This is a genomic window from Brevibacillus sp. NSP2.1 (assembly GCF_000470975.2).
GTDB classification, from domain to species: Bacteria; Bacillota; Bacilli; order Brevibacillales; family Brevibacillaceae; genus Brevibacillus; species Brevibacillus agri.
Genome location: NZ_CP048274.1, coordinates 2,568,288 through 2,588,128, shown reverse-complemented (window position 1 = coordinate 2,588,128; position 19,841 = coordinate 2,568,288). Strand labels below are relative to the sequence as shown.

General features: G+C 50.1%; 23 protein-coding genes, 3 tRNA genes and 1 pseudogene. 10 read left to right on the top strand and 17 right to left on the bottom strand.

The window, feature by feature from the left end:
• Window positions 1–169: 169 nt before the first annotated feature.
• On the bottom strand, window positions 170–694 hold the full coding sequence (gene msrA, locus M655_RS13060; RefSeq protein WP_005834824.1) for a peptide-methionine (S)-S-oxide reductase MsrA: 525 nt from the start codon (window positions 692–694) through the stop codon (window positions 170–172).
• A 205-nt stretch (window positions 695–899) separates the two neighbouring features.
• On the opposite strand from msrA, the gene msrC reads away from it, so the two are divergent.
• The gene (gene msrC, locus M655_RS13055; RefSeq protein WP_005834822.1) at window positions 900–1,379 is read left to right on the top strand and encodes a free L-methionine (R)-S-oxide reductase MsrC; all 480 of its coding nucleotides are present in this window, start codon (window positions 900–902) and stop codon (window positions 1,377–1,379) included.
• Window positions 1,380–1,707: 328 nt separating this feature from the next.
• Here msrC and M655_RS13050 read toward each other — a convergent pair whose 3' ends face one another.
• On the bottom strand, window positions 1,708–1,890 hold the full coding sequence (locus M655_RS13050; RefSeq protein ID WP_026557256.1) for a hypothetical protein: 183 nt from the start codon (window positions 1,888–1,890) through the stop codon (window positions 1,708–1,710).
• A gap of 241 nt (window positions 1,891–2,131) precedes the next feature.
• Window positions 2,132–2,338, bottom strand: coding sequence for a hypothetical protein (locus tag M655_RS13045; RefSeq protein ID WP_026557257.1), 207 nt, complete (start codon window positions 2,336–2,338; stop codon window positions 2,132–2,134).
• A 224-nt stretch (window positions 2,339–2,562) separates the two neighbouring features.
• On the opposite strand from M655_RS13045, the gene M655_RS13040 reads away from it, so the two are divergent.
• From M655_RS13040 to erm, 5 genes are all read left to right on the top strand, one after another.
• Window positions 2,563–2,757 (top strand): hypothetical protein, encoded by a 195-nt coding sequence (locus M655_RS13040; protein ID WP_005834816.1) that lies wholly within the window; start codon window positions 2,563–2,565, stop codon window positions 2,755–2,757.
• A gap of 290 nt (window positions 2,758–3,047) precedes the next feature.
• Window positions 3,048–3,572 carry a GNAT family N-acetyltransferase gene (locus M655_RS13035; RefSeq protein WP_005834815.1) on the top strand — a complete coding sequence of 175 codons (525 nt, stop codon included), beginning with the start codon at window positions 3,048–3,050 and terminating at the stop codon, window positions 3,570–3,572.
• A gap of 78 nt (window positions 3,573–3,650) precedes the next feature.
• Window positions 3,651–4,139, top strand: coding sequence for a GNAT family N-acetyltransferase (locus M655_RS13030; RefSeq protein WP_081414716.1), 489 nt, complete (start codon window positions 3,651–3,653; stop codon window positions 4,137–4,139).
• 398 nt (window positions 4,140–4,537) lie between these two features.
• Window positions 4,538–4,611, top strand: a tRNA-Gly gene (locus M655_RS13025).
• Window positions 4,612–5,156: 545 nt separating this feature from the next.
• Entirely contained in the window at window positions 5,157–6,005 is an 849-nt protein-coding gene (erm, locus tag M655_RS13020; RefSeq protein WP_007781805.1) for a 23S ribosomal RNA methyltransferase Erm, read from the top strand.
• 323 nt (window positions 6,006–6,328) lie between these two features.
• Here the strand turns inward: erm and M655_RS13015 are convergent.
• From M655_RS13015 to M655_RS13005, 3 genes and pseudogenes are all read right to left on the bottom strand, one after another.
• Window positions 6,329–7,291: pseudogene (locus M655_RS13015) on the bottom strand (NtaA/DmoA family FMN-dependent monooxygenase).
• Window positions 7,292–7,333: 42 nt separating this feature from the next.
• The gene (locus tag M655_RS13010) at window positions 7,334–7,882 is read right to left on the bottom strand and encodes a helix-turn-helix domain-containing protein (RefSeq protein WP_005836683.1); all 549 of its coding nucleotides are present in this window, start codon (window positions 7,880–7,882) and stop codon (window positions 7,334–7,336) included.
• A 309-nt stretch (window positions 7,883–8,191) separates the two neighbouring features.
• A complete protein-coding gene (locus M655_RS13005) occupies window positions 8,192–8,530 on the bottom strand; it encodes a helix-turn-helix domain-containing protein (protein WP_005836684.1) in 339 nt (112 codons plus the stop codon).
• Window positions 8,531–8,853: 323 nt separating this feature from the next.
• On the opposite strand from M655_RS13005, the gene M655_RS13000 reads away from it, so the two are divergent.
• Window positions 8,854–9,294 carry an EAL domain-containing protein gene (locus M655_RS13000; RefSeq protein ID WP_007781794.1) on the top strand — a complete coding sequence of 147 codons (441 nt, stop codon included), beginning with the start codon at window positions 8,854–8,856 and terminating at the stop codon, window positions 9,292–9,294.
• A gap of 627 nt (window positions 9,295–9,921) precedes the next feature.
• Window positions 9,922–10,131, top strand: coding sequence for a PilZ domain-containing protein (locus M655_RS12995; RefSeq protein WP_286086014.1), 210 nt, complete (start codon window positions 9,922–9,924; stop codon window positions 10,129–10,131).
• Between the two features lie 81 nt (window positions 10,132–10,212).
• Here the strand turns inward: M655_RS12995 and M655_RS12990 are convergent, their stop codons facing one another.
• The gene (locus tag M655_RS12990; protein ID WP_242507351.1) at window positions 10,213–10,671 is read right to left on the bottom strand and encodes a transposase; all 459 of its coding nucleotides are present in this window, start codon (window positions 10,669–10,671) and stop codon (window positions 10,213–10,215) included.
• Window positions 10,672–10,746: 75 nt separating this feature from the next.
• Here M655_RS12990 and M655_RS12985 point away from each other — a divergent pair, with 75 nt between their 5' ends.
• Window positions 10,747–11,130, top strand: a complete 384-nt coding sequence (locus M655_RS12985) for an Arm DNA-binding domain-containing protein (protein ID WP_202801634.1) — start codon at window positions 10,747–10,749, stop codon at window positions 11,128–11,130.
• Complete coding sequence (locus M655_RS12980) at window positions 11,127–11,738, top strand: site-specific integrase (RefSeq protein ID WP_286086013.1); 612 nt, start codon at window positions 11,127–11,129, stop codon at window positions 11,736–11,738. The genes M655_RS12985 and M655_RS12980 overlap by 4 nt, the downstream gene beginning before the upstream one ends.
• 53 nt (window positions 11,739–11,791) lie before the next feature.
• Here M655_RS12980 and M655_RS12975 read toward each other — a convergent pair.
• The 10 genes from M655_RS12975 to M655_RS12930 all read right to left on the bottom strand — a co-directional run bounded on the left by M655_RS12975 (window position 11,792) and on the right by M655_RS12930 (window position 19,820).
• Window positions 11,792–11,877, bottom strand: a tRNA-Leu gene (locus tag M655_RS12975).
• A 50-nt stretch (window positions 11,878–11,927) separates the two neighbouring features.
• Window positions 11,928–12,012: transfer RNA gene (locus M655_RS12970), tRNA-Tyr, on the bottom strand.
• A gap of 94 nt (window positions 12,013–12,106) precedes the next feature.
• Window positions 12,107–12,418, bottom strand: coding sequence for a hypothetical protein (locus tag M655_RS12965; protein WP_005830927.1), 312 nt, complete (start codon window positions 12,416–12,418; stop codon window positions 12,107–12,109).
• Between the two features lie 81 nt (window positions 12,419–12,499).
• Window positions 12,500–13,066: a thioredoxin family protein gene (locus tag M655_RS12960; protein WP_007783950.1), complete on the bottom strand. Its 567-nt coding sequence runs from the start codon at window positions 13,064–13,066 to the stop codon at window positions 12,500–12,502.
• 153 nt (window positions 13,067–13,219) lie between these two features.
• Window positions 13,220–13,390, bottom strand: a complete 171-nt coding sequence (locus M655_RS12955) for a YycC family protein (RefSeq protein WP_005830931.1) — start codon at window positions 13,388–13,390, stop codon at window positions 13,220–13,222.
• A gap of 157 nt (window positions 13,391–13,547) precedes the next feature.
• Window positions 13,548–13,745, bottom strand: coding sequence for a hypothetical protein (locus tag M655_RS12950; RefSeq protein ID WP_005830933.1), 198 nt, complete (start codon window positions 13,743–13,745; stop codon window positions 13,548–13,550).
• Window positions 13,746–13,916: 171 nt separating this feature from the next.
• The gene (locus M655_RS12945; protein ID WP_005830934.1) at window positions 13,917–14,450 is read right to left on the bottom strand and encodes a TlpA family protein disulfide reductase; all 534 of its coding nucleotides are present in this window, start codon (window positions 14,448–14,450) and stop codon (window positions 13,917–13,919) included.
• Window positions 14,451–14,474: 24 nt separating this feature from the next.
• Complete coding sequence (locus M655_RS12940) at window positions 14,475–15,185, bottom strand: cytochrome c biogenesis CcdA family protein (protein WP_007783947.1); 711 nt, start codon at window positions 15,183–15,185, stop codon at window positions 14,475–14,477.
• Window positions 15,186–15,434: 249 nt separating this feature from the next.
• On the bottom strand, window positions 15,435–16,664 hold the full coding sequence (locus M655_RS12935; protein WP_007783945.1) for an efflux RND transporter periplasmic adaptor subunit: 1,230 nt from the start codon (window positions 16,662–16,664) through the stop codon (window positions 15,435–15,437).
• A 30-nt stretch (window positions 16,665–16,694) separates the two neighbouring features.
• On the bottom strand, window positions 16,695–19,820 hold the full coding sequence (locus tag M655_RS12930; RefSeq protein WP_026557260.1) for an efflux RND transporter permease subunit: 3,126 nt from the start codon (window positions 19,818–19,820) through the stop codon (window positions 16,695–16,697).
• Between the last annotated feature and the right edge of the window lie 21 nt (window positions 19,821–19,841).

Here is a 19,841-nt window from a genome sequence, read left to right as displayed (position 1 = left end):
GTCGGCAGCAGCACGTACGAACGGCGCTCCAGATCACACACCTGGCTTGGCCGAAGCGTTCGCTAAGAGTCGTTTGGATGAGCGAACAAAAAAACCCGCCTTTTGCCAAAAGACGGGGACTGCCAGCAGCCTGTTCGGCTCTGCTACTGTGCTGTTTTTGCTGCCGCGCTTATGTCGTTTCCTTCCAATGCTCCTGAATGTACGCGTCGCGCCCGGATTTCTCGCGGTCTTCCTTGTAATGCTTCGGATTTTTCTTGTGGTAGCCCTGGTGGTATTCTTCTGCCGGATAAAACGGAGCAGCAGGCAAAATTTCCGTGACAATCGGCTTCGAGAAGCGGCCGCTCGCCTCCAGCGCTTTTTTGGACTGGACTGCCAGTTCGTGCTGTTTTTCATTGTGCGTAAAAATGGCTGTGCGATACTGGCTGCCGCGATCATGAAACTGCCCGTCAGGATCTGTCGGATCAATTTGCTGCCAATACAGCTCGAGCAGTCTCTCATAAGGGAACAGCTCCGGGTCGAACGTAATTTGAACCGCTTCCCAGTGCCCGGTCTGCCCCGTTTTGACCTGTTCGTAGGTCGGGTTCTCGACCGAGCCCCCTGTATAACCCGAGACGATGCCTCCGATCCCTGGCAACTCTTCAAACGGAGTAACCATGCACCAGAAGCACCCTCCGGCAAATGTCGCTTTTTCCATGCTGTCTTTTGCCTCCTATCCATGCCTTGCCCACGAGAAAATTCGGTATATCTCCCTTCATTGTACTAGAGCTCTCTACCAGCTTCTAGCAAAACTTGGGGCCAGCCGCATACTCTCGGCGAATTTGCCGGAGCCATTTCTCACCCGGATGGTTTATAATGGCGGAGTAGATCAACAGATGCTCAGCGGGTGGGAGGTAGCTTTCATGTTCAAACTCGAAAAGTTTCAAGGAAAAAAAGAAGAAAACTACGAACTGGTCATCAAACAGCTAGAAGCGCTGCTTGCAGGCGAATCCAACCAGGTCGCCAATCTGGCAAACGCCGCCGCTTTGCTGAACCAATTTTTCGAGGAAGTAAACTGGGTCGGCTTTTACCTCAATGATGGGAATGAGCTGGTGCTTGGACCGTTCCAGGGGCTGCCTGCGTGCGTGCGCATTCCGTTTGGCAAAGGCGTATGCGGCACCGCGGCGGAGAAGCGGGAAACTGTTCGCGTGGAAGATGTGCACTTGTTCCCCGGCCATATCGCCTGCGACGCCGCATCCGAATCGGAAATCGTCGTGCCGATCATAAAAGACGGCCAGCTTCTCGGCGTGCTCGACATCGACAGCCCGCGAAAAAACCGATTTGACGAAGTCGATCAGCTTTATTTGGAAAAGTTCGTGCAGGCGCTCGTTCGCTTTTTGTAGGCGCGCTTCCGCAGGGCAGGAACGAATGCTTGCCCCTCCGTGTGCGGAATGTAGCTTCGTCCATCTTTTGGGGCTTTGGTGCAGCCTTCGTTGCCTTCCTGTCGATGCGACTGTTTCTCTCTTCTTGGCTAGTAAAAAAAGAGCAGGCTCCCTCTGCTCTTTTTTGCTTTCATGGACTTGCTTTCATTTTCGGCAGTAGTGTTTTGCCCGCTCTTTTATCACTTGCTTTTTCGTCTTCGCTCTTATTCGCTGCACGGCGCTCGTCTCCCAGTTGCAAATCGCCCCCGGAATCGGCGCATAGAACCGAAACGCGCGGCTTTTTGCCTCGTTACTTGCTCTTTTTCCAGATCAAAACAACGAGGAAAGCGACGTGCAGCATCAATAAGCCCGTCAGCAAGTAATTCGTGGTCTGGATTTGCTCCTGCAGCGAAGCGAGCTGCCTCGTCACCTCCGACAAGGAATGGCTTGTTACGTCGCCTGCTTGCCGGACACTTGCGGAAAGATCGTTCAAATATTGGTGCAGCTTCTGTAAAGTCTACGTTTTGCATCGAAACGCCATCCTCTTCCCAGGTTTCATTAGCTTGCAACGATTCTGTCATTTGGCCTGGCCGTGTCTATCGGAAGAGGCAAAAAGCGGCGTTTTTTCGATCTTGCTGGCGCACCTGCTGTTGCCCATGGCGAGGGACGCCTTTTCTAAGCGGGTATCAATCGCTTGCTTTTCTCCATGTTGCTTTCCTTGATATCCCAGCCGTTTACTTTTGCGTACGTCTTTGGCTCTCAAGCAGTTCATCGAGCTTTTGATTGCGCTCGCGGTCAAGCTGTATTTTTGTTTTCATGAAACTGAGCGTTTTCCCTATCGCATAAATGACAAACGCGTAAAACAGCAGCACCGGGAGGAAAACGATCAATTGGACCAGCATTGTGTTCCATTCCAAAGCGACAGCGCCAAAATCCAGCACAGTTCCAGCCCCCTTTCTCTCTCTTGATGCAGCCCCATTGCCAGGCTGAATATTTTTCCAGAAGACAGAATTCCTTTTTAATATTACCACTATCTCCCAAATACGCAAGCAGTGCGTCGCTCGTTCCCTTCGGACTGCCAAAGGCCAAAAAATCTCCCTTTTTATTCCATTCCCTCTTGGAAAATGATACCCTATATATCGTAAGGCAGAGAGGAGGCTTTTTTATGAAAAGACTGGCTTATTTAGGGGCGGGATTGTTGACAGGCGTCCTGTTTCTCCTGTTTGAACCGAGGCATCGGATTGACTTTGTCGAGGCTCTCCTCGCCATTCTCAACGTAGTAGGCGTTCTCTTCCTGGCCTTCTTCGGACTCGCGATTGGCGTTGAAGCGATAAAAAGTCTTTTTCGAAAAGAACAATAGCGAAGCGTTTATCTGTCATTGCTGTCCCCGCATCCGAACGCAATCAATGGAAGAAATCCATTCTGCGAGCGAATTTGCTGACCAATTTGTCCAACTTCGTGCAAGCCAGCACAATATCTCCGCGCCGCCTGGGAAGAAGCTTCGCTCGATGTCTGGCTGGATGTGTCCGGCGTTCCCCGAAAGACCATCCCTGTTCCTGTCCTTGAGCAGCTTGCGAGCCATTCAACAAAGCTGCGTCCGTATCGCCGGCAGCTTTGTCGACTACTCTACCGCCCCCAAAGGAGAATCCGATGAACGAGCAACTTTTCAGTGCGCACCTCACCTTGAGCAAACTGGCCCCAACCGATTGGGAGCTGATCCGCTCCATTTACTCCAACCCGGCGCTCATGCAACACATCGGGGCAGCGATGAGCGAAGAAGAAATTCGCCGCAACTTCGAAAAAGAGCTCGCTCCGTGGAGCCTCGATTCGACGCATTGGCTCACCTGGATCATCCGCGAGGCGGCGACCAGCAGCGACGTCGGTCTGATGAGCCTCTGCACCCGCAGGCGCGAGCCGCTCACGGCGGAAGCAGGCTTCATCATCGTAGAAGCGCACAAAGGCAAAGGCTATGCTACCGAAGCGCTCCAGCTCGTCTTCGACTTCGCTGCCAGTACGTATGGATTCAAAGTGTTTACGGCCGTTTGTTCGGAAGAGCACGCCGCTTCCAGGCGCGTTTTGGAAAAGGCCGGGATGAAGCTGGATAAAATCGTGCCGGAGAATACGGAAATTGCCGGAAAGCTGGTGAATGACTGTTTTTATTCGTTGGAAAAGTGAGTCTTTCGTCGGCTTTTGGCAGGGAGAAATCTCTCTACCAGTAGCCTGCTTCCTACCAAAATGCAAAGGGTGGTATTCGTGTTCCACATTCGAAATGTCCAGATGGAAGATTTGCCGCAGCTTGTCGTCATTGAACAGCTCTGTTTTTCGGAAGAAGAGGCGGCAACGAAAGCGGCGTTTGCAAAGCGGATTCAGATGATTCCAGATAGCTTTTATGTTGCCGAAGAAAACGGGGAAATTGTAGGGTTAATTAACGGCCCCGTCATCGAAACCGCCTACATAACCGACGATTTGTTTACGCATATAAAGAAAAACCCGGCAACCGGCGGGCATCAAAGCATCCTGGGACTGGCGGTCCACCCGCAGTTTCAAAAGCACGGCATCGCAGCAAAGCTGCTGATGCACCTGGAACAAGAAGCAAGACAGAAACATCGTGAAACGATCACCCTTACCTGCAAAGAAAACTTAATTGGCTATTACGAAAAGCATGGTTACGTCAACAAGGGGCTCTCCAGTTCTGAACATGCCGGAGAGAAGTGGTACAACATGATAAAAGCATTATCGTAATTTTTCGCGTACGGGCCATGATGAGAAAGCGAACGGATATCGCTCGCAAGCTTTTGACAAGCTTTTAAACGGCATACACCCCACCATTCGTCTGTGGGGTTTCGTTTTGCTTGCCTATCAACTCAACACCGCCGTTTTAACAGAGCCGTTGATAATAGAAGCTATGCTGGATATCCGAGACAACACAGAACGCATCGTTGCCTGTCAGACCTGCATCCCCCATCGACAACAGCCCGACGAACAGGCTGGCGTAACATTTTTCGTCTTTTTTTGCCCCAAGCAAACCTTTATGGATATCTTTTCCTTGACTTGGAGGATGCTGCTGCTATAATAAATAACAGAGGAATGAAACATTTTCACTGTGTGTAACAAACAGGACAAGCCAGTCTCGACGTTTTGCGGGTGTAGTTCAATGGTAGAACTCTAGCTTCCCAAGCTAGCGGCGTGGGTTCGATTCCCATCACCCGCTCCATACAAAAGCTTTTGAAAGCCTTGCTGATGCAAGGTTTTTTCTTTTCCTTCTTCCGCATAGACATGCACCACAAGCCCAAAAAGCGGTTTAACCCCCTGGTTAAAAGCTCATGCGAGGCCATTTCTTGGGTCAAACACGCAAATGGTGTTGACTCCCCTGCAAAGATGATGCTACATTGTAAATGTATGTAAAAAATTTCGAAAGAGGATTATTAAAAGATGGATTATATGAGACTACGTTCCCTGACTTTGAATAAGTAATTGTATATTCAAAGGCTCTGCTTGTGTGAGCAGGGTAAACGGGATTAGTCTGCCTTCTTTTAATAATCTTCATTTTGCATGAAATATACGGCAAGGTGTAGAAAGGTAGATCATACTGCCTTTCTTTTGTTATGCACATTTCCCCTTTTCTTTTCGTATGGCACAGGGGATCTTGTTTCGCTATGGCCACTTACGCGTAAATTGGCGTACGCGGAGGTCTTCTTCCGTTTGCTCTCCATCACAGGCAGAGTGCCCGTGATTTCCATTTGGAGAGGAAGAGATACCGTGACCAAAAAGAAGCATACGTACCATAGCAAAAAAACCCGTCGTGAAGACGCCCCGAATTTTTTAGGCCAGCATTTTCTCCACACGAAAAAGCTGATTCATGAGCTTGCCAATCAGGCACGGTTAAGCCGGGCGGATACGGTGCTGGATCTGGGGGCCGGAAAAGGCGCTTTGACCGAGGTTCTCCTTCAAAAAGCCGGAAAAGTAGTGGCAGTCGAGTATGATCGCCGCCTGATCGAAACTTTGAAGCTAAAAACAGCGCACAACGGGAATGTGACGATCATTCAGCAAGATATCGTAAAGCTGCAGCTTCCCAAAGAAAACTTTGTTGTCGTGTCCAACATCCCCTATTCCATCACGACTCCGATCATGAAAATGCTGTTAAACCACCCGGCGAGCGGCTTTCAGAGAGGCGTTCTCGTTATGGAAAAAGGAGCCGCCAAAAGATTTACAGCCAAAGCGGTCAAAGATGCGTATGTGGCCGCCTGGAGAATGTGGTTTGACATTTGTTACGTAAAAACCGTGCCGAGGGAATGTTTCGCTCCCCCTCCGAAGGTGGATTCGGCCATGCTTTCCATTACGCGAAAAGCAAAGCCGCTTGTCCCGCTGAAACATCACGTCCTTTTCCACCGACTTGCCGAACACATCCTGAAAGCGCCAAAGGCAGCGATCGACGACGCTGTTCGGGGCATTTTTACCCCTCCGCAAATCACGCATTTAAAGCGAAACCTGAAGGGAACAGCGGATTTGCGGGTGGAGTCTTTAAGCGAGGAGCAGTGGGGCGTAATGTTTGAGACGATGGTCAAATACGTTCCGCCGTTCAGATGGCCAAAAGGGAGAAAAAAGTAGCCAAACATCAGCGCGCAGTCTCAAGCCGTTGCCGAACAGCCGAACATGTGCAAGCAAAAACAGCCTGCCAGCTCTTGGGGCCTCATCCCCTTGGAGCTGACAGGCTTTTCCGTTTGCACTCTTTCTCAGGCGCATACCGTAACGCATAACGCACGCATTTAAAAGAACGGCGAAAACTGGCGAAAAGCCCCCAGCCCCCGATGAGCACCCTTTTTTGCTCCCCGGTTTCGAAAAACTGACGATTTTCTCGCTCTTTTCCATCGCCAATGGCACTTTTGGATGGCTCTCCGGTTGGGAAAAGGCGTCACCCTCGTTTTTTCCCGTCAGCGGACGACGAAGCGATTGGACGGGCGCGGCAAGCCGAGATGTTCACGCAGCGTATTACCGCTGTATTCCGTGCGAAAAATGCCGCGGTTTTGCAGTTCGGGGATCACGTAGTGAACGAGATCGTCCAGCGATTGCGGCGGCATCAGCAGCAGATCAGACTCAGCCCGGCCGTATTTGGCCAAGCGCCGTTTCAGGTCGAAATAAAACGATTGCGCTTCCGGCAAGGTGCGTAAAGCGGTGAACACGACGTCTGCCCCCTGGGCCGACCGTTCCTTGAACGTATCGGACCGCCCCGCCTGGACAATGACAGGATGCCCTTGAATCGGCCTTGCCACGTTCAGCGGACCGCGCACGGAAAACCACGTCCCTTCGTGATGCAACGCATGAATTTTGCCAGGATCGGCGAAATCGCCCGCTTCCCGGTCTATCTTGATCGCATCGTCCTCCCAACTGTCCCACAGTGCTTTTACCACATCGAGAAATTCCTCGGAATGCGCGTGCCGCTGCTCGTGTCGCGGGCGGTGATCGTTGCGAAAGTTGTGCGCGTCCAGATCGCCAATCGAGGTGACGACGTTCCAGGAAGCACGGCCGCCGCTCAGATGGTCGAGCGTCGCCAGCATGCGCGCGACATGGAACGGCTCATGGTAGGTCGTCGACACCGTCGCAGACAAGCCGATATGCGAAGTCGCACCTGCAAGGGCAGACAGCAACGTCAACGGTCAGGGCCAAATGTTGATCCCCCGGCGCAGTTCCTCGGGGCTGTTCGCTGATACCGTATATTTATCCGGTTGAAAAATATAGTCGAGCTTGCCTTCCTCTGCCGTTCGCGCCAGCACACGATTAAAGGCAAAGTCCAGGATTCGTTCCGGCTGTGCCGCCTGATCCCGCCAGCCCCCGCCGGAAGAACCCGGCGCAATGAGCGAAGTAGACAGCTTCAACTGCTTCTTGCCATTGCTCATGATGGACCCACCCCAGTCATTGGTAAATCGAATAAGAGACGGTCAACCATCTCCAGTTGCCATTCCAGCGTAATCGCGTCGTAGGCCCACATAGTGCAGCGTGACGATTTTCGTATCGTAGCCCCGAAAGCGCGCATATTGTTTCGGGGGAAGGCCGACGATTTGTTTGAACCGCCGATTGAAATAATGGGTGTCTTTGAATCCGCTGTTGCGCGAAATCGTATGCAACAGCTCGCCGCCGCTAAGCAGTTCTTCCTTCGAGCGGTTGATGCGGTAGGCGGTCAAGTAACCGATCGGGCTTTTTCCCGTCGCCCTTTTGAACAAACGGGTAAACTGACGAACGCTGAGATTCGCTTGCCTCGCCAATTGCTGCACGGTCAGCTCTTCGGCGTAATGCTCGTGCACATACTCAATCGAACGCTCGATTGCAGCCGCCGAGTCCTCTTCTTCTACCGTTCGCGTTTGCTCGAACAGGGAGCACAGCAACTGCTGGAAAGCGATCTGCCCTTTGAATTGCTCCAGCTCATCTTCGCTCGGCCAGCGCCGCAGCAAAGCTTGACAATCGACGAGTACGCGATGAGCCGGCTTCATCCGGAAAACGCGATCGAACGGGAAGCAAAACGTTTCCTCTTACTTATTTCGTTTGCTGGAATCGGCGGAGACTGTCCGAAATAACAGGCGGTACAAATTACCAGAATATTAAGGCATGGGGATCCCGTTTAGTCTCCGATTATTGTAAATTTGCTCAAACTTAGTTTGAAGTGGAGGGGGCAGTAACCACAGTGGACGAGATACAAGCAAAACTTAATGATGTTGAATACGCAATATGAAATAGAGGGTCGAAGAATGTGGTTCCGCCTTTTTTTGACATTTCAAGAATACTTGCTAAACGAATGTTTTTCACAGATCTTTCCAGTCCAGCAATAGATCTAGTAACTTGAGGAAGATTTTTTGATCCTCAATGCTCCTTGTTTGCAAGCGGGTGACGATTCGGGACAATGTATACTCTTGAGAATCTGGATTAGAGTGGATTGACCGAAAAAGATTTTCTAACGGAATCCCCAGGGCGTTTGCCACCTTTTCTACACTCCCCAAAGTGGCGTTTTTTTCTCCACGTTCCAATTGCCCAATATATGTAGTGTGGAGATTGGCTAAGTGGGCTAATTCCTCTTGGCTCAATCCCTTTGCTTTGCGGTATTTTCGAATCCTTTCCCCAATAAGCTTTGGCAAGTCACTCATTCTACCACCTCTTAGGTAACTGTATCTTTAGTCTTAGGCTCCCCCAAGAGACAATAGATATAAAAAATAAAACGATGATATAGTATAAGTATTATTTTTTGCAAAAAACGTCGAAAAAAGGCGAATAAAGTCGTGTAATGGGTTTAAATACCCATGCCTTTAGCGCTATTCTCTTTTATAACTGGTGATTCAAGTGAAAAGATTGGGAGTTTTCACCACGTCAGACGAAAATGGAAATCTTTTAGAGGACATCATACGAAAGAAAATGTTTCAACATGTTTTCCAACCGCTGTATGTAATGGAAAATTGGAAAGTATTCGGGTATGAAGCTTTGTTACGTTGCAAGTTTTTCAAAAATCCCGAATTGTTTTTTCGTTTGGCAATTGAAAAAAACAGATTGTATGACTTGGATATTTGCTCCGTTCATCATGCTCTGGCTAAAAGTGGTACATCTTTTGAAGGATAAGGGGTATGCCATTGCAATTGATGATTTCGGTAAAGGGGAGTCATCGTTGCAGACTGTCATTGAACTTGAGCCAGACTTTGTGAAATTGGATCGATATTATGCCGTGAAACTTTCCGCTTCAATTAAAAAACAAAACGAGATTCAGATGCTCTTGAAGCTTTGCCAGCAAAAAAACATGAAATTGATATTGGAAGGGATTGAAGAGCCAACCAATTTAGCAATGGCTAAGTTATTGGGAGTTCATTTAGGGCAAGGATACTTATTAGGAGAACCCTTGCCGATCAGCGAGATTCACTAAAAGAAGGGGTAAGTGTGTGATATGGAAAAGGTGATATGGGGAAGTATCCTGACTGTGTTTTTGATTATTCTGATACTTTTGCTAATACACTGGATCTATATGAGGCAATTAAGAAGAAAGGATGACCAAATCTATCTATTAAAAGAGTCACTGACTGACCTAAAAGCCAAATTGATGTGAATGCTAATCAAAAAGTTGACCATTTTTGGAGCAAACGCTCATCTTCGAGTTGACCACCTACGATGCTTTTTTTCACACAAAGTAGCATTTTATTTCCTGCACCAAGGATCGTCAAGGATAAAGGGTAAACCCCTTGCTACGCAAGCCCTTGACGATCCTTGGCTCAGTAAAAACATTTGCAATTAGGTGTGAAAATGATGACGTGTGCTCAAACTGTCAGGTGGGTAACTTTATGATGAGCAAAGTGGTCAACATTTTGGTGAGCGTTCACAAATTGAGAGATACGGAAAGAAGAAGGGCTTTCCGAATAAATCTTCTGGATCAGGTATGCATATTTGAGTTTATCGATTTTGGTGATAAATTATTGGAACCTTTGATGCAAAGAAAAGGAGAAGGGAAGATAAAGAACATCGGCCGTACAGGTATAAAATTGAGCTGTGAATTGATTTGCCTGTCAGAAAACAGATTTTTTTGCAACTCTATTTTGTGCTTGATGATGAGGAGTTTACTTTTAAAGGAAAGATTATACGAAAAGAGGAACTGATGAATGAAATAATTTATGGAATTGACTTTATTGAAGCGGATCCCAAAGAAGAACAACGATTACTTCAGGTGATACAAAGAATGGAAATTGAAAGAAGGAAGAAGACGGAATAACCATAATAAAGTTGCGCACCTGTTTCAAGAGCTCTTCACCGTAAAACGTGCTTGATCTCCCTCTATCGCAGTTTTTCGTAGTTATGTAGCCGGTTTACACTCCAGTCTAATGCGAATCTTGAATCTCTCTAGATTGCGGTAGCCGTAGGCTCTTCGTTTGATTACCTTCACTTTGTTGTGTGTCCCTTCAATCTTGGCATTCGTTACCCGAAAGGAAAAATAATGCTGAATGGGCTCTTGCCACTGGACAATCGTTTTGGCAATGGAACGAACCGCAGGAGTCGGAGAATAGAGATGGTCGACAATCCATTTCTGAAGCGCTTCCTCCCCTGCCTCTTGGGTTTCAACGGCATACACGGTTCTTATGTCTTGAAGCGCAAAGTAGAGTCGTTCCAGATGTGGATCTTCTGCTAACCAAATCTTCAGTTCCTGAAGCTCTTCGGGCTTCAGCTTGTCAGGAATCGTATGGAGCAGGCGCTGCTCATGTCTGCCCCGACGATGTGTCCCACGAGCATGAGTGCGTTTTCGGGTAGCTTCCAACGCTTTAGTGTATTGAATTGCCGATTATCGTCAATGGTAGGAGATTGGGGCTGCTATGTCAAGGAGGGACATGATTTGGTAGCAGGCCACCTACAGGAGAAGAAAGGTTATTTCTACATCGTCTTAAATTATAAAGACGAATGCGGAAAGAGGAAAAATAAGTGGATTTCCACGGGTTTGTCTGTGAAAGGCAATAAGAAGAAAGCCGAAGCATTGCTTATTGAAGCTCGTAAAAATTTTGAAGTTCCCCAACAAGTAGATCAAGAAAACCCATTGTTTTCTGATTTTATGCTTCAGTGGCTGGAAATGATGAAACATCGTATTCACTACCACGCTAACATCCGAAAAGCGCTTCAATATGCGTTTAAAACGGATATGATTCCATCGAATCCCGCGGATAAAGTAGAACGCCCGAAAAAAATAAATTTGTCGGCAGTTTTTATGACAAAGAAGAGATGAACAGGTTATTCGACGCGGTCAAAGGCGATCCAATTGAATTAGCCGTATTGCTCGCTGCATTTTATGGCTTACGTCGAAGTGAAGTAGTCGGGTTAAAGTGGGATGCGATTGACTTCAAGAATAAAACCATAACCATTCAACATACTGTGATCGAAACGTCTGTTGAAGGGAAACTTATTATCGTAGAGAAAGACCGTACCAAAAATAAATCAAGTCATCGTTCCTTGCCGCTGGTTGCAGCATTTGAAGAACTTCTATTACGGATAAAGAAACAACAAGAACAAGACAGATACCTATATAAAGATTCTTACTGCACCGATTACCTCGATTACATTTATTTGGACAAGCTAGGGCATCGAATTAAGCCAGGATATATTACGCAACACTTTCCCATCGTACTCTCAAGGCATAATTTGCGACGAATTCGCTATCACGATTTGAGGCATAGCTGCGCCAGCCTACTTCTGGCCAATGGAGTTAGCATGAAAGAAATACAAGCATGGTTGGGGCATAGCGATTTCTCAACAACAGCAAATATTTATGCCCATTTGGATGTCAGTACGAAAATCACTTCAGCCCATGCAATGAGCGAATGTTTACAGCTTTAAAAAACAAAAAAATTCTTTAGGTTATTAATCCTAAAGAACATTCTCCTAGATTATGGTGCCGGTGAGAGGACTCGAACCTCCACTCCCTCGCGAGAACTTGATTTTGAGTCAAGCGTGTCTGCCATTCCACCACACCGGCATGTAAACAAGCTGTAGTTTAATACTAGCACATTTTCGCTAAAAAATCAATGGTGGGGAGAGACGGATTCGAACCGCCGAACCCGGAGGGAGCAGATTTACAGTCTGCCGTGTTTAGCCACTTCACTATCTCCCCAGCTTAGCGTGCGCCTGCTGATTTTCACTTGTATCTATCAGAGACGACGCTTTTAAATCTACCATGAACAAGTTGATCCTTCAATAAATTTTACTCAATGAATTTCCGTTTGCTGCAAAATTTCCTGCGCCCACTGCTGAAAAACGGCGAGAGCCTGCTCCACCTCCGGAAAATGACGTTGCTCCTCACAGGCGTAGTCGGGAAATTCGAGGATGCGGTTTTTGCGGATGAGCACTTGCCCTGCCTCGCATTTGATCTCCAAAAAATACGGCACAGACTCGTCGATGCCGAAGCGATTTTCCAAAAACTCGTACGTGCGCACCCACTCCAAAATTTGCACTTCAGAGGGCTGCAAGCGCAAAACTTGCTCCAGCGACATGATCGTTTCGTTTCCATAGTAGTGCATGCACTTTCTCCGCCTTTCTGCATGAAAATGGACGGAGCCGCGACTCCGCCCTGTATTCGTCCTTTTCGCTTCTGCCTTTCCCTAAATCGCGGAAAGCAGCTCTTTCAATTCCTTGACGATGACTTGCTGGTAGCCGGTTCCTTCGCCGTACTGCTTGAGCATTTCCGCGCGCGCTACTTTGATTTTTTCTTCGTAGTCCGGCGCGTTGCGGTCGGGATTTTGCTGCTTGAATGCGGTCATGACTGCCTGGACGTGGCTTGGGCGCGGGCCCCATTTGGCCAGGACATGTCCGCCTGTATCTGCGAAAATAACGACCGGGATCGCGCGGCCGCCCATGGTCAAAAACTCATCCATCAGGTCGAGGTGGTCTTCCATGACCATGATTTCGACAGGCATGTCCGTTTCTTTCAGCGCGTGGAGAACGACGGGCAAGTTTCGTACCACGTCCCCGCACCATTCTGCGGCGAGAATCAGGCATCTGAGGTCATCCCGATGTTGCAGCGAGGCAAAAAACGCCCGCTCCTGCTCATCTGCCCAAGCAAACGCTTCCGACCAGCTTTGGAAAGCCTCCTGATTTTTGGTCATGCCTTCGACGAACGCTTTTGGCGTCAGTCCCGTGCGAAACTTATGTGCGACATTTGCAGCCATGTGCTTGCCTCCCATGTATGTATGTGGACTTGTTCTAGTATCTTTTCCACAGCAGGAGCAAAAGTCCTTTTTCTGCGAAAAGCGGCTCGCCGTTTTTCCTGCCCGGAGATGCGGCTGTGTGCGGTCGACAAACGCGACGCTGGCTTGTCTAGCTTACTCGGATTTGCCAGGCGCTTGCTTGTCCGCTTCCTGCTCCTGCTTGGCCAGCTCCATCATTTTTTGCAAAAGAATGTGCTGCGGCATGTGCATCAGCCGCTCCAATGGAACATTCAAGGCTTCGGCAAGCTTCACTGCGGTTTCCGGCGAGATTTGCAAGGGACGCATGAAAACAGCTCCTTTCGGTTGCGAAATGCGGTCTTTTCAGTATAATACATGGCGTCCGAAGCTGCCAGAGAGGGCTGCCCCAATCAAAAAGAGATAATCCCCTGCTTTAAGCCTTCTGGCAGGGATTATCTCCTGACGATCGGGTACCTGTTTTCACTTACGCCTTTGGTTTGGTAAGAATACAGGGAACCCCGTTTCCAATCGCACCAGGCTGGGACATGCGCTCCAAATACGCCAAGCCGCGCGCGCATTGCTGCTTGCATGCCAGGCATGTGCTGGAGGTCACGATTTTCAAATTCAGTTGATTGGGGTGCTGCCGACTGTTTCTTTTCTTTACCTTTTTGCCCTTGGCCATCCGATCCCCTCCCTTTGCCCTGGTTCACTCCAGTCTATGAGGGAGAACAACCCTGTTCTTTAGGCAAACATACAAAACGGGATCGCTGTCGGCAAAATGGGCCAACGCTCGCTTTGACGGCAAAAGAAAACCGCCGGGCAGCGTGCGCCAGCGGTTCGGATGTTTCGTTCGCTACTTTTTCTCGTTCTGAAGCTGCCGAAGCTCCAGCTCCAGCGTGCTTGCGTCAATCATTCCGATGATTTTTTTGCGAATAATGCCCTGTGCGTCGATCAAGTAAGTCGTGGGGAAAGCCTGTACGAGATAACGGTTGGACACCGAGCCGCTTACGTCCATCGGGATGGGAAAGGTTAACTTGTAAGTTTGCACAAAAGCTTGCGCGGCTTCGGGGTTGTCGCTGCTCGTCACGTTCACCCCGTACATGTCAATCTGTCCGCCGTACTTCTCATAGATTTTCTGCAAATCCGGCGCTTCCATCCGGCATGGCCCGCACCAGGATGCCCAAAAGTTGAGCAGCAACGGCTTGTTCCTTTTTCCCTCGACCTTGTACGTCTGATTGTCCAGGCCAGTCAGGGTAAAGTGAGGCGCCATGTAGCCTACTTCCGGTTTCTGAACATCTGCTACGACTGACGCTGATGACTCCGGCTTCTCCCATACCGCGATTCCTGCTCCCGCAATCACCAGCACCGCCAGCAACAGCTTTTTCATTTCGTCACCTCTGCATGACTGATCTTAAAATCCTGTAAAGCCTCCGAACAATTGAATGAGCACGCGCGTAATGTCTGTCAGTTTGTCCGTGTACAACAGCACGCCGAACAAAATCATCACGCCGCCGCCGACTTTCATGAATTGATCCGAATACTTGACGATCGCGCTCACTTTACTGATGAAAAACGTCATGACGAAGAACGGAATGGCAAACCCGAGTGTATAGGCCAACGTGTACGTCAAGGCCCGAGACGGATCGGTGACTCCGAGCACGATAATGCCGGAGAGAATCGGTCCGACACAAGGCGTCCATCCAGCAGCATAGGTCATTCCCACCAGTATGGACCCAGTATACCCCAAAGGGCGCGATTTTAAATCGATCTTGAACGACCGCATCATCCAGTCCATTTTAAACACTTGCAGCATGACAAGGCCGATAATGATGAGCAAAATCCCGCCAAGCTGCCGGATCAGGTCCTTTTGGTTGACGAACAGATTGCCAATCCACGAGGTAGACAGCCCCAGGGCAATAAAAATAATGGAAAAGCCGATGATGAAAAAAAGCGTATGTAAAAGGGCCTGCTTTTGGAAGACGGCTTTCCCTTTTTTCACTTCATCCACTGTCACTCCGGTGATGTAGGACAAAAAAGACGGATAAAGCGGCAGACAGCAAGGCGAAATAAACGAGAGAAACCCCGCCGCAAACGCCAAAAACACCGTAAGATTCCCAGTCATATGTACCTCCGAATGGTTGTTTCCTCCACTATATTCCTTATTGTAACGAATCTTTCTCCCCTTCAAAAGCGAAACCGGCACTTTGTCTTAAATCCGTGACAATTACGTTACCATTATCACCGTTATGGGCTACACGCACCGATTCCTCCGCCCTTTTTCCCAGCGGCAGCGGCTTGGGCGAAGATTTTTTCCATATTCATAGAAAAAAGAGGCGGACAATCGCTCCGCCTCTTCCTTCCATCTCCTGTTTTACTGCTGAATGCTAACCTTGCTGCCATCCTGCAGCATCGTGATTCCGGTTACGACAATTTTGTCGCCTTCTGCAAGGCCGCTTGTGACTTCGATCTTGTCGCTGGACGATTTTCCCGTAGTGACTTCTACCTGCTTCGCAATGTCGCCCTCAAGCCTGAACACGTATTGCTTGCCGTCGCGGTCAAAGACTGCTTTGCGCGAGATGACGAGAGCTTTCGCGCCGCTCGCTCCGTCGGATGGGAACGTCACATTGACGACCATGTCGGACTTCAGCTCATTGGATGGGTTCGGGATCGTAATTTCGATCGGATACGCTTTGAGCGCAGAATCCATCACAGGGCTGACTGCCGTTACTTTGGCATCAATCGTTTTTCCAGTCGATTGCACGTTCACTTTCACGACGGTGCCGACTTTGACTTTCGTGATGTCCGCTTCGGACAGGTTCGCTTTTACGAGCAGCGGGTTGGTGTTGACTACTACCACGACTGGCTGCTGCCCTGCCATTTGGCCGACCGCTCCGTTTACGCTGGAGACAAAGCCGTTGATTGGCGAAGTAACGGTCGCGTTCGCCAGTTGCTCACGGGCGTTTTGCAAGCTGACCGCAGCCTGTTTCGCCGAAGCCGCCGACACTTGCACGTTCGCTTTTTGCTGGGCGACCTGCAAGTTTTGCTGCGCGTTGTCATAAGCAGTTTGCGCGTTGGTCAACTGCATGTTCGCCTGCTCCATTTGCTGGGCGGAGATCGCTCCCTGCGTATACAACTGGTTCATCCGCTGCTGGTTCAGCTTCGCGTCAGCCAAAGCGACTTCCGCCTGCTTCAGTCCGTTGCGCGCTTGAACGAGTCCCTGATCCGAGCTGCTTCCAGCCTGATTCAAGCTCGCCTGGGCCAGCTCGTATGCGGCTTCCGCCTGTTTGACGCTGTTTTGCAAATCTTTTTCATCCAGTTTAAACAGCACCTGGCCTTTTGTCACATACTGTCCGAGCTGCACGGGCAGCGAAGTGATCTTGCCGCCCATTTTCGGAGTGAGCTGTACTTCTTCACTCGGCGCCAGCTTCGCCGTCAGGCCCGACTCTGTCGTGACGGAGCCTGTGGCGACTGTTTCGACCTGGACAGGTGTTGCCGCTTCCACCGTTTCTGCCTGCGGTGTTTCCGCTTGCGGGCTGGAACAACCTGCCACGAGGCTTACGGCCAATACGGCCAGTATGACGGGTTTTATGCTAAGTTTCATGAATGTCCCTCCTCATCCCACAAACGCTTCTTACGATTCCAAAGCGGGAACGGTTTTCTTTTGTTTCTTTTCTTTCCGTTTCATGCGTCTTTCACGACGCTTTTTGCCGATATCGTCAAACCACGAAGTGACGACCGGAACCAAAACAAGGGTAATGAGTGTCGCAAAGCTCAGACCGAAAATAACGGTGATAGCCATTGGTGCCTGTGTCTCTGTACCCGATCCGCCGGAAAAAGCCAGCGGTCCAATCGCGAGGATCGTCGTCAGCGTCGTCATCAGAATCGGACGCAGACGGATTGGTCCGGCATGGAGAATCGCTTCGCGCAGCTCCCAGCCTTTTGCCCGCAACTGGTTCACGTAGTCGATCAGCACGATCGCGTTGTTCACGACCAGACCGATCAGGAGAATGTACCCGATCAATACGGATACGCTGATCGTCGTTCCGGTAACCAAAAGTCCCAGGAGAACCCCTGTAACCGTCGGCGGAACCGAGAACATGATGATGAACGGGCTGTAAAACGACTCGAACTGCGCCGCCATCACCATGTACAAAAGCACAACGGAGAGCAGAATCGCGAGCGCGAGGCTGCCGAACGACTCGGCCATGTCCTGGCTTTGTCCGCCGAACTCGACTTTGTAACCGTCCGGGAGATTCAGGTTGTTCAGTTTCGCCGTAATCTCCTGTGTGACGGAATTCAGGTCACGCCCGGCCAGATCACTCGTAACCTTCACTTCGCGCGTCAGGTTGGAGCGGTTGATCGTGAGCGGCACGTCCACTTTGCTGATGGTAGCCACCGAGGACAGCGCGATTTGTGCCCCGCCTGGCGCAGCAATCCGCAGGTTGTTCAAGTAGTTGATGTCTTCTTGATAATTTTCAGGCAGCTTCAGGTTAATGTCAATCTCGTCATCGCCTGTACGATACTTCGTGACCGTTTGCCCCTGGAAGGCCGTCCGGACGCTGGAGAGAATCTGTCCTGTCGACAAGCCGTACAAGCTCGCTTTTTCCGCGTCGACCTTGACTTCAAATTCCTGTCTGGACGCTTCCAGGCTAGTTGTAACGTTGCTCGTGCCAGGTACTTTTTCGACCTCGCCCTTGATGATCGCACTGATGTCTTTGAGGACGGCCAAATCGTCGCCGCGCACATTCAGCTCGATTGGCGAGCCCATGGACATGCCTTCTGCTGCGCTCACCTTGATTTCCGGCCCCGGAATATTTTTCAGCTTCTGCTGCAAGTCTATGGCGATGTCGCTTGAGGAACGTTTGCGCTCTGTCACGTCGACGAGCAGCAGCGTGATCGTTGCCTGGTTGGAGGACAGCGTGCTTGCAATCGGCGAACCGTTGCTGCCGATCGACGTCGCCACAATGTCTTTTTCCGGCACTTGATTCACAATCTCTTCTACTTGCTTGGCGACTTTTTCCGTCTCAGCCAAAACGGTTCCGTTTGGCATCTTAACCGATACAGAAATTTGTCCCTGGTCCATGCTCGGGATGAACTCCGCCCCGATCAGCGGCGTCAGGGCAAGCGAGCCGACCATCATGACGACAGAAGAAAACATGACTGTTTTTCTGTGGCCCAAAGCCCATGCCAGCAGCTTTTGGTAGCCTTTTTCCACTTTGCCAAACCCGATGTTAAACCAAGTAACCGGGTTGATGCCACGATAATTTTCGTGATTCGCATGATTCGGTACTTTCTTCAAAATGCGCGAGCTGAGCATCGGCACCAGCAAAATCGAGAAGACGAGTGCCGCAATATGCGAGAACACGACTGTCAAAGCCAGCGGTCCGAACAGCTCGGAAGCAATCCCTTCCGTCAGGGCAATCGGCAAGAATACGCAAATTTGCGCCAAGGCGGAGGCCATAACGGCCGTTCCAACCTCTTTGGAGCCGTCGAGCGCGGCTTGCATCATGCCTTTTCCTTGCTCCCGCTGGCGGAAGATGTTCTCCAGCATAACGACCGCAAAGTCGATCAATGACCCCAGCCCCAGCGTCAAACCGGAAAGCGAGATCAGGTTGATCGTCTGTCCTGTCATGTACATCAACAGGAAGGTCGCGACGATGGATACAGGCAACACGATAATCGCGATCAGCATCGACTGTAGGCTGCCCAGGAAGAAGAACAGCAGGATGATCCCGACCAGTCCACCGAGCAGCGCGTGCTCCGCTGTTGTGTAGATCGAATCTTTGATGTAGGTCGAAGTGTCAAGCGTCGTAGTGATTTGCACGTGCTCCGGCAAATCCGCCTTGATTTTCTCCAGCTCTGCTTTTACTTCGTCGGCCACCTCGATGGTGTTTCCGCCGGAAGCTTTCGTAATGGAGATACCGAGGCTCGGTTTGCCATTTACGTAGCTGAGCTGCGTAATGTCTTCGAGCGTATCTCTGACTTCGGCAATATCGCTCAGGCGAATGGAGTTGGCCCCTACCGAAATCGGCGTCAGCGCGATTTCCTCCACGCTGGCAAATTCACCCTGGACGCGGATGTTCATCTTGCTGTCCCCTTCACGGACGGAACCGGCGGAGCCAGACAGGTTGCCGCTTGCGAGCGCCTGCTGGATTTGCTCCAGGGACAGTCCGTACGCGGAGAGCTTGGCCGGATCGACGATGACGTCGACGATTCGGTCCTGACCGCCGCTGATGGAAGCAGCCGCGACGCCGTCAATACGCTCCAGTCGCGACTGGATCATGTCTTCCGCGAGCTTTTTCAGCTTGTTGACATCCTGCTCGCCTGTGACGGCAAACTGGATGATCGGCTGGCTGTTCGGATCGATGCGCAATACCCGCGGCGCATGCGCGGAATCAGGGAGCATGCTCCTCACCTGATCGACTTTCTCTCGCATATCGAGAGTGGCCTGATCGAGATCCGTTCCCCAGTTAAACATGAGGATGACCTGCGAGGCCCCTTCAATAGACACGGATGAAATGCTGTCCAGGTTGGAAACCGTACCTAGCGCATTTTCGATCGGTTTTGTCACCAGTTTTTCTACCTCACTGGGTGAGCCCCCGTCCACAGACGTGACGACCACGGCAACCGGAAAATTCAGCTCCGGCATCAAGTCAATCGCCAAGCGAGGCAGGGAGACGAAACCGAAAATCAGCATGGCCACGGTCAGCATAATCATCGTGACCGGACGTTTAATCGAGAGTTCAGACAGATTCAAATCCACTCACCTCTTCTGGAA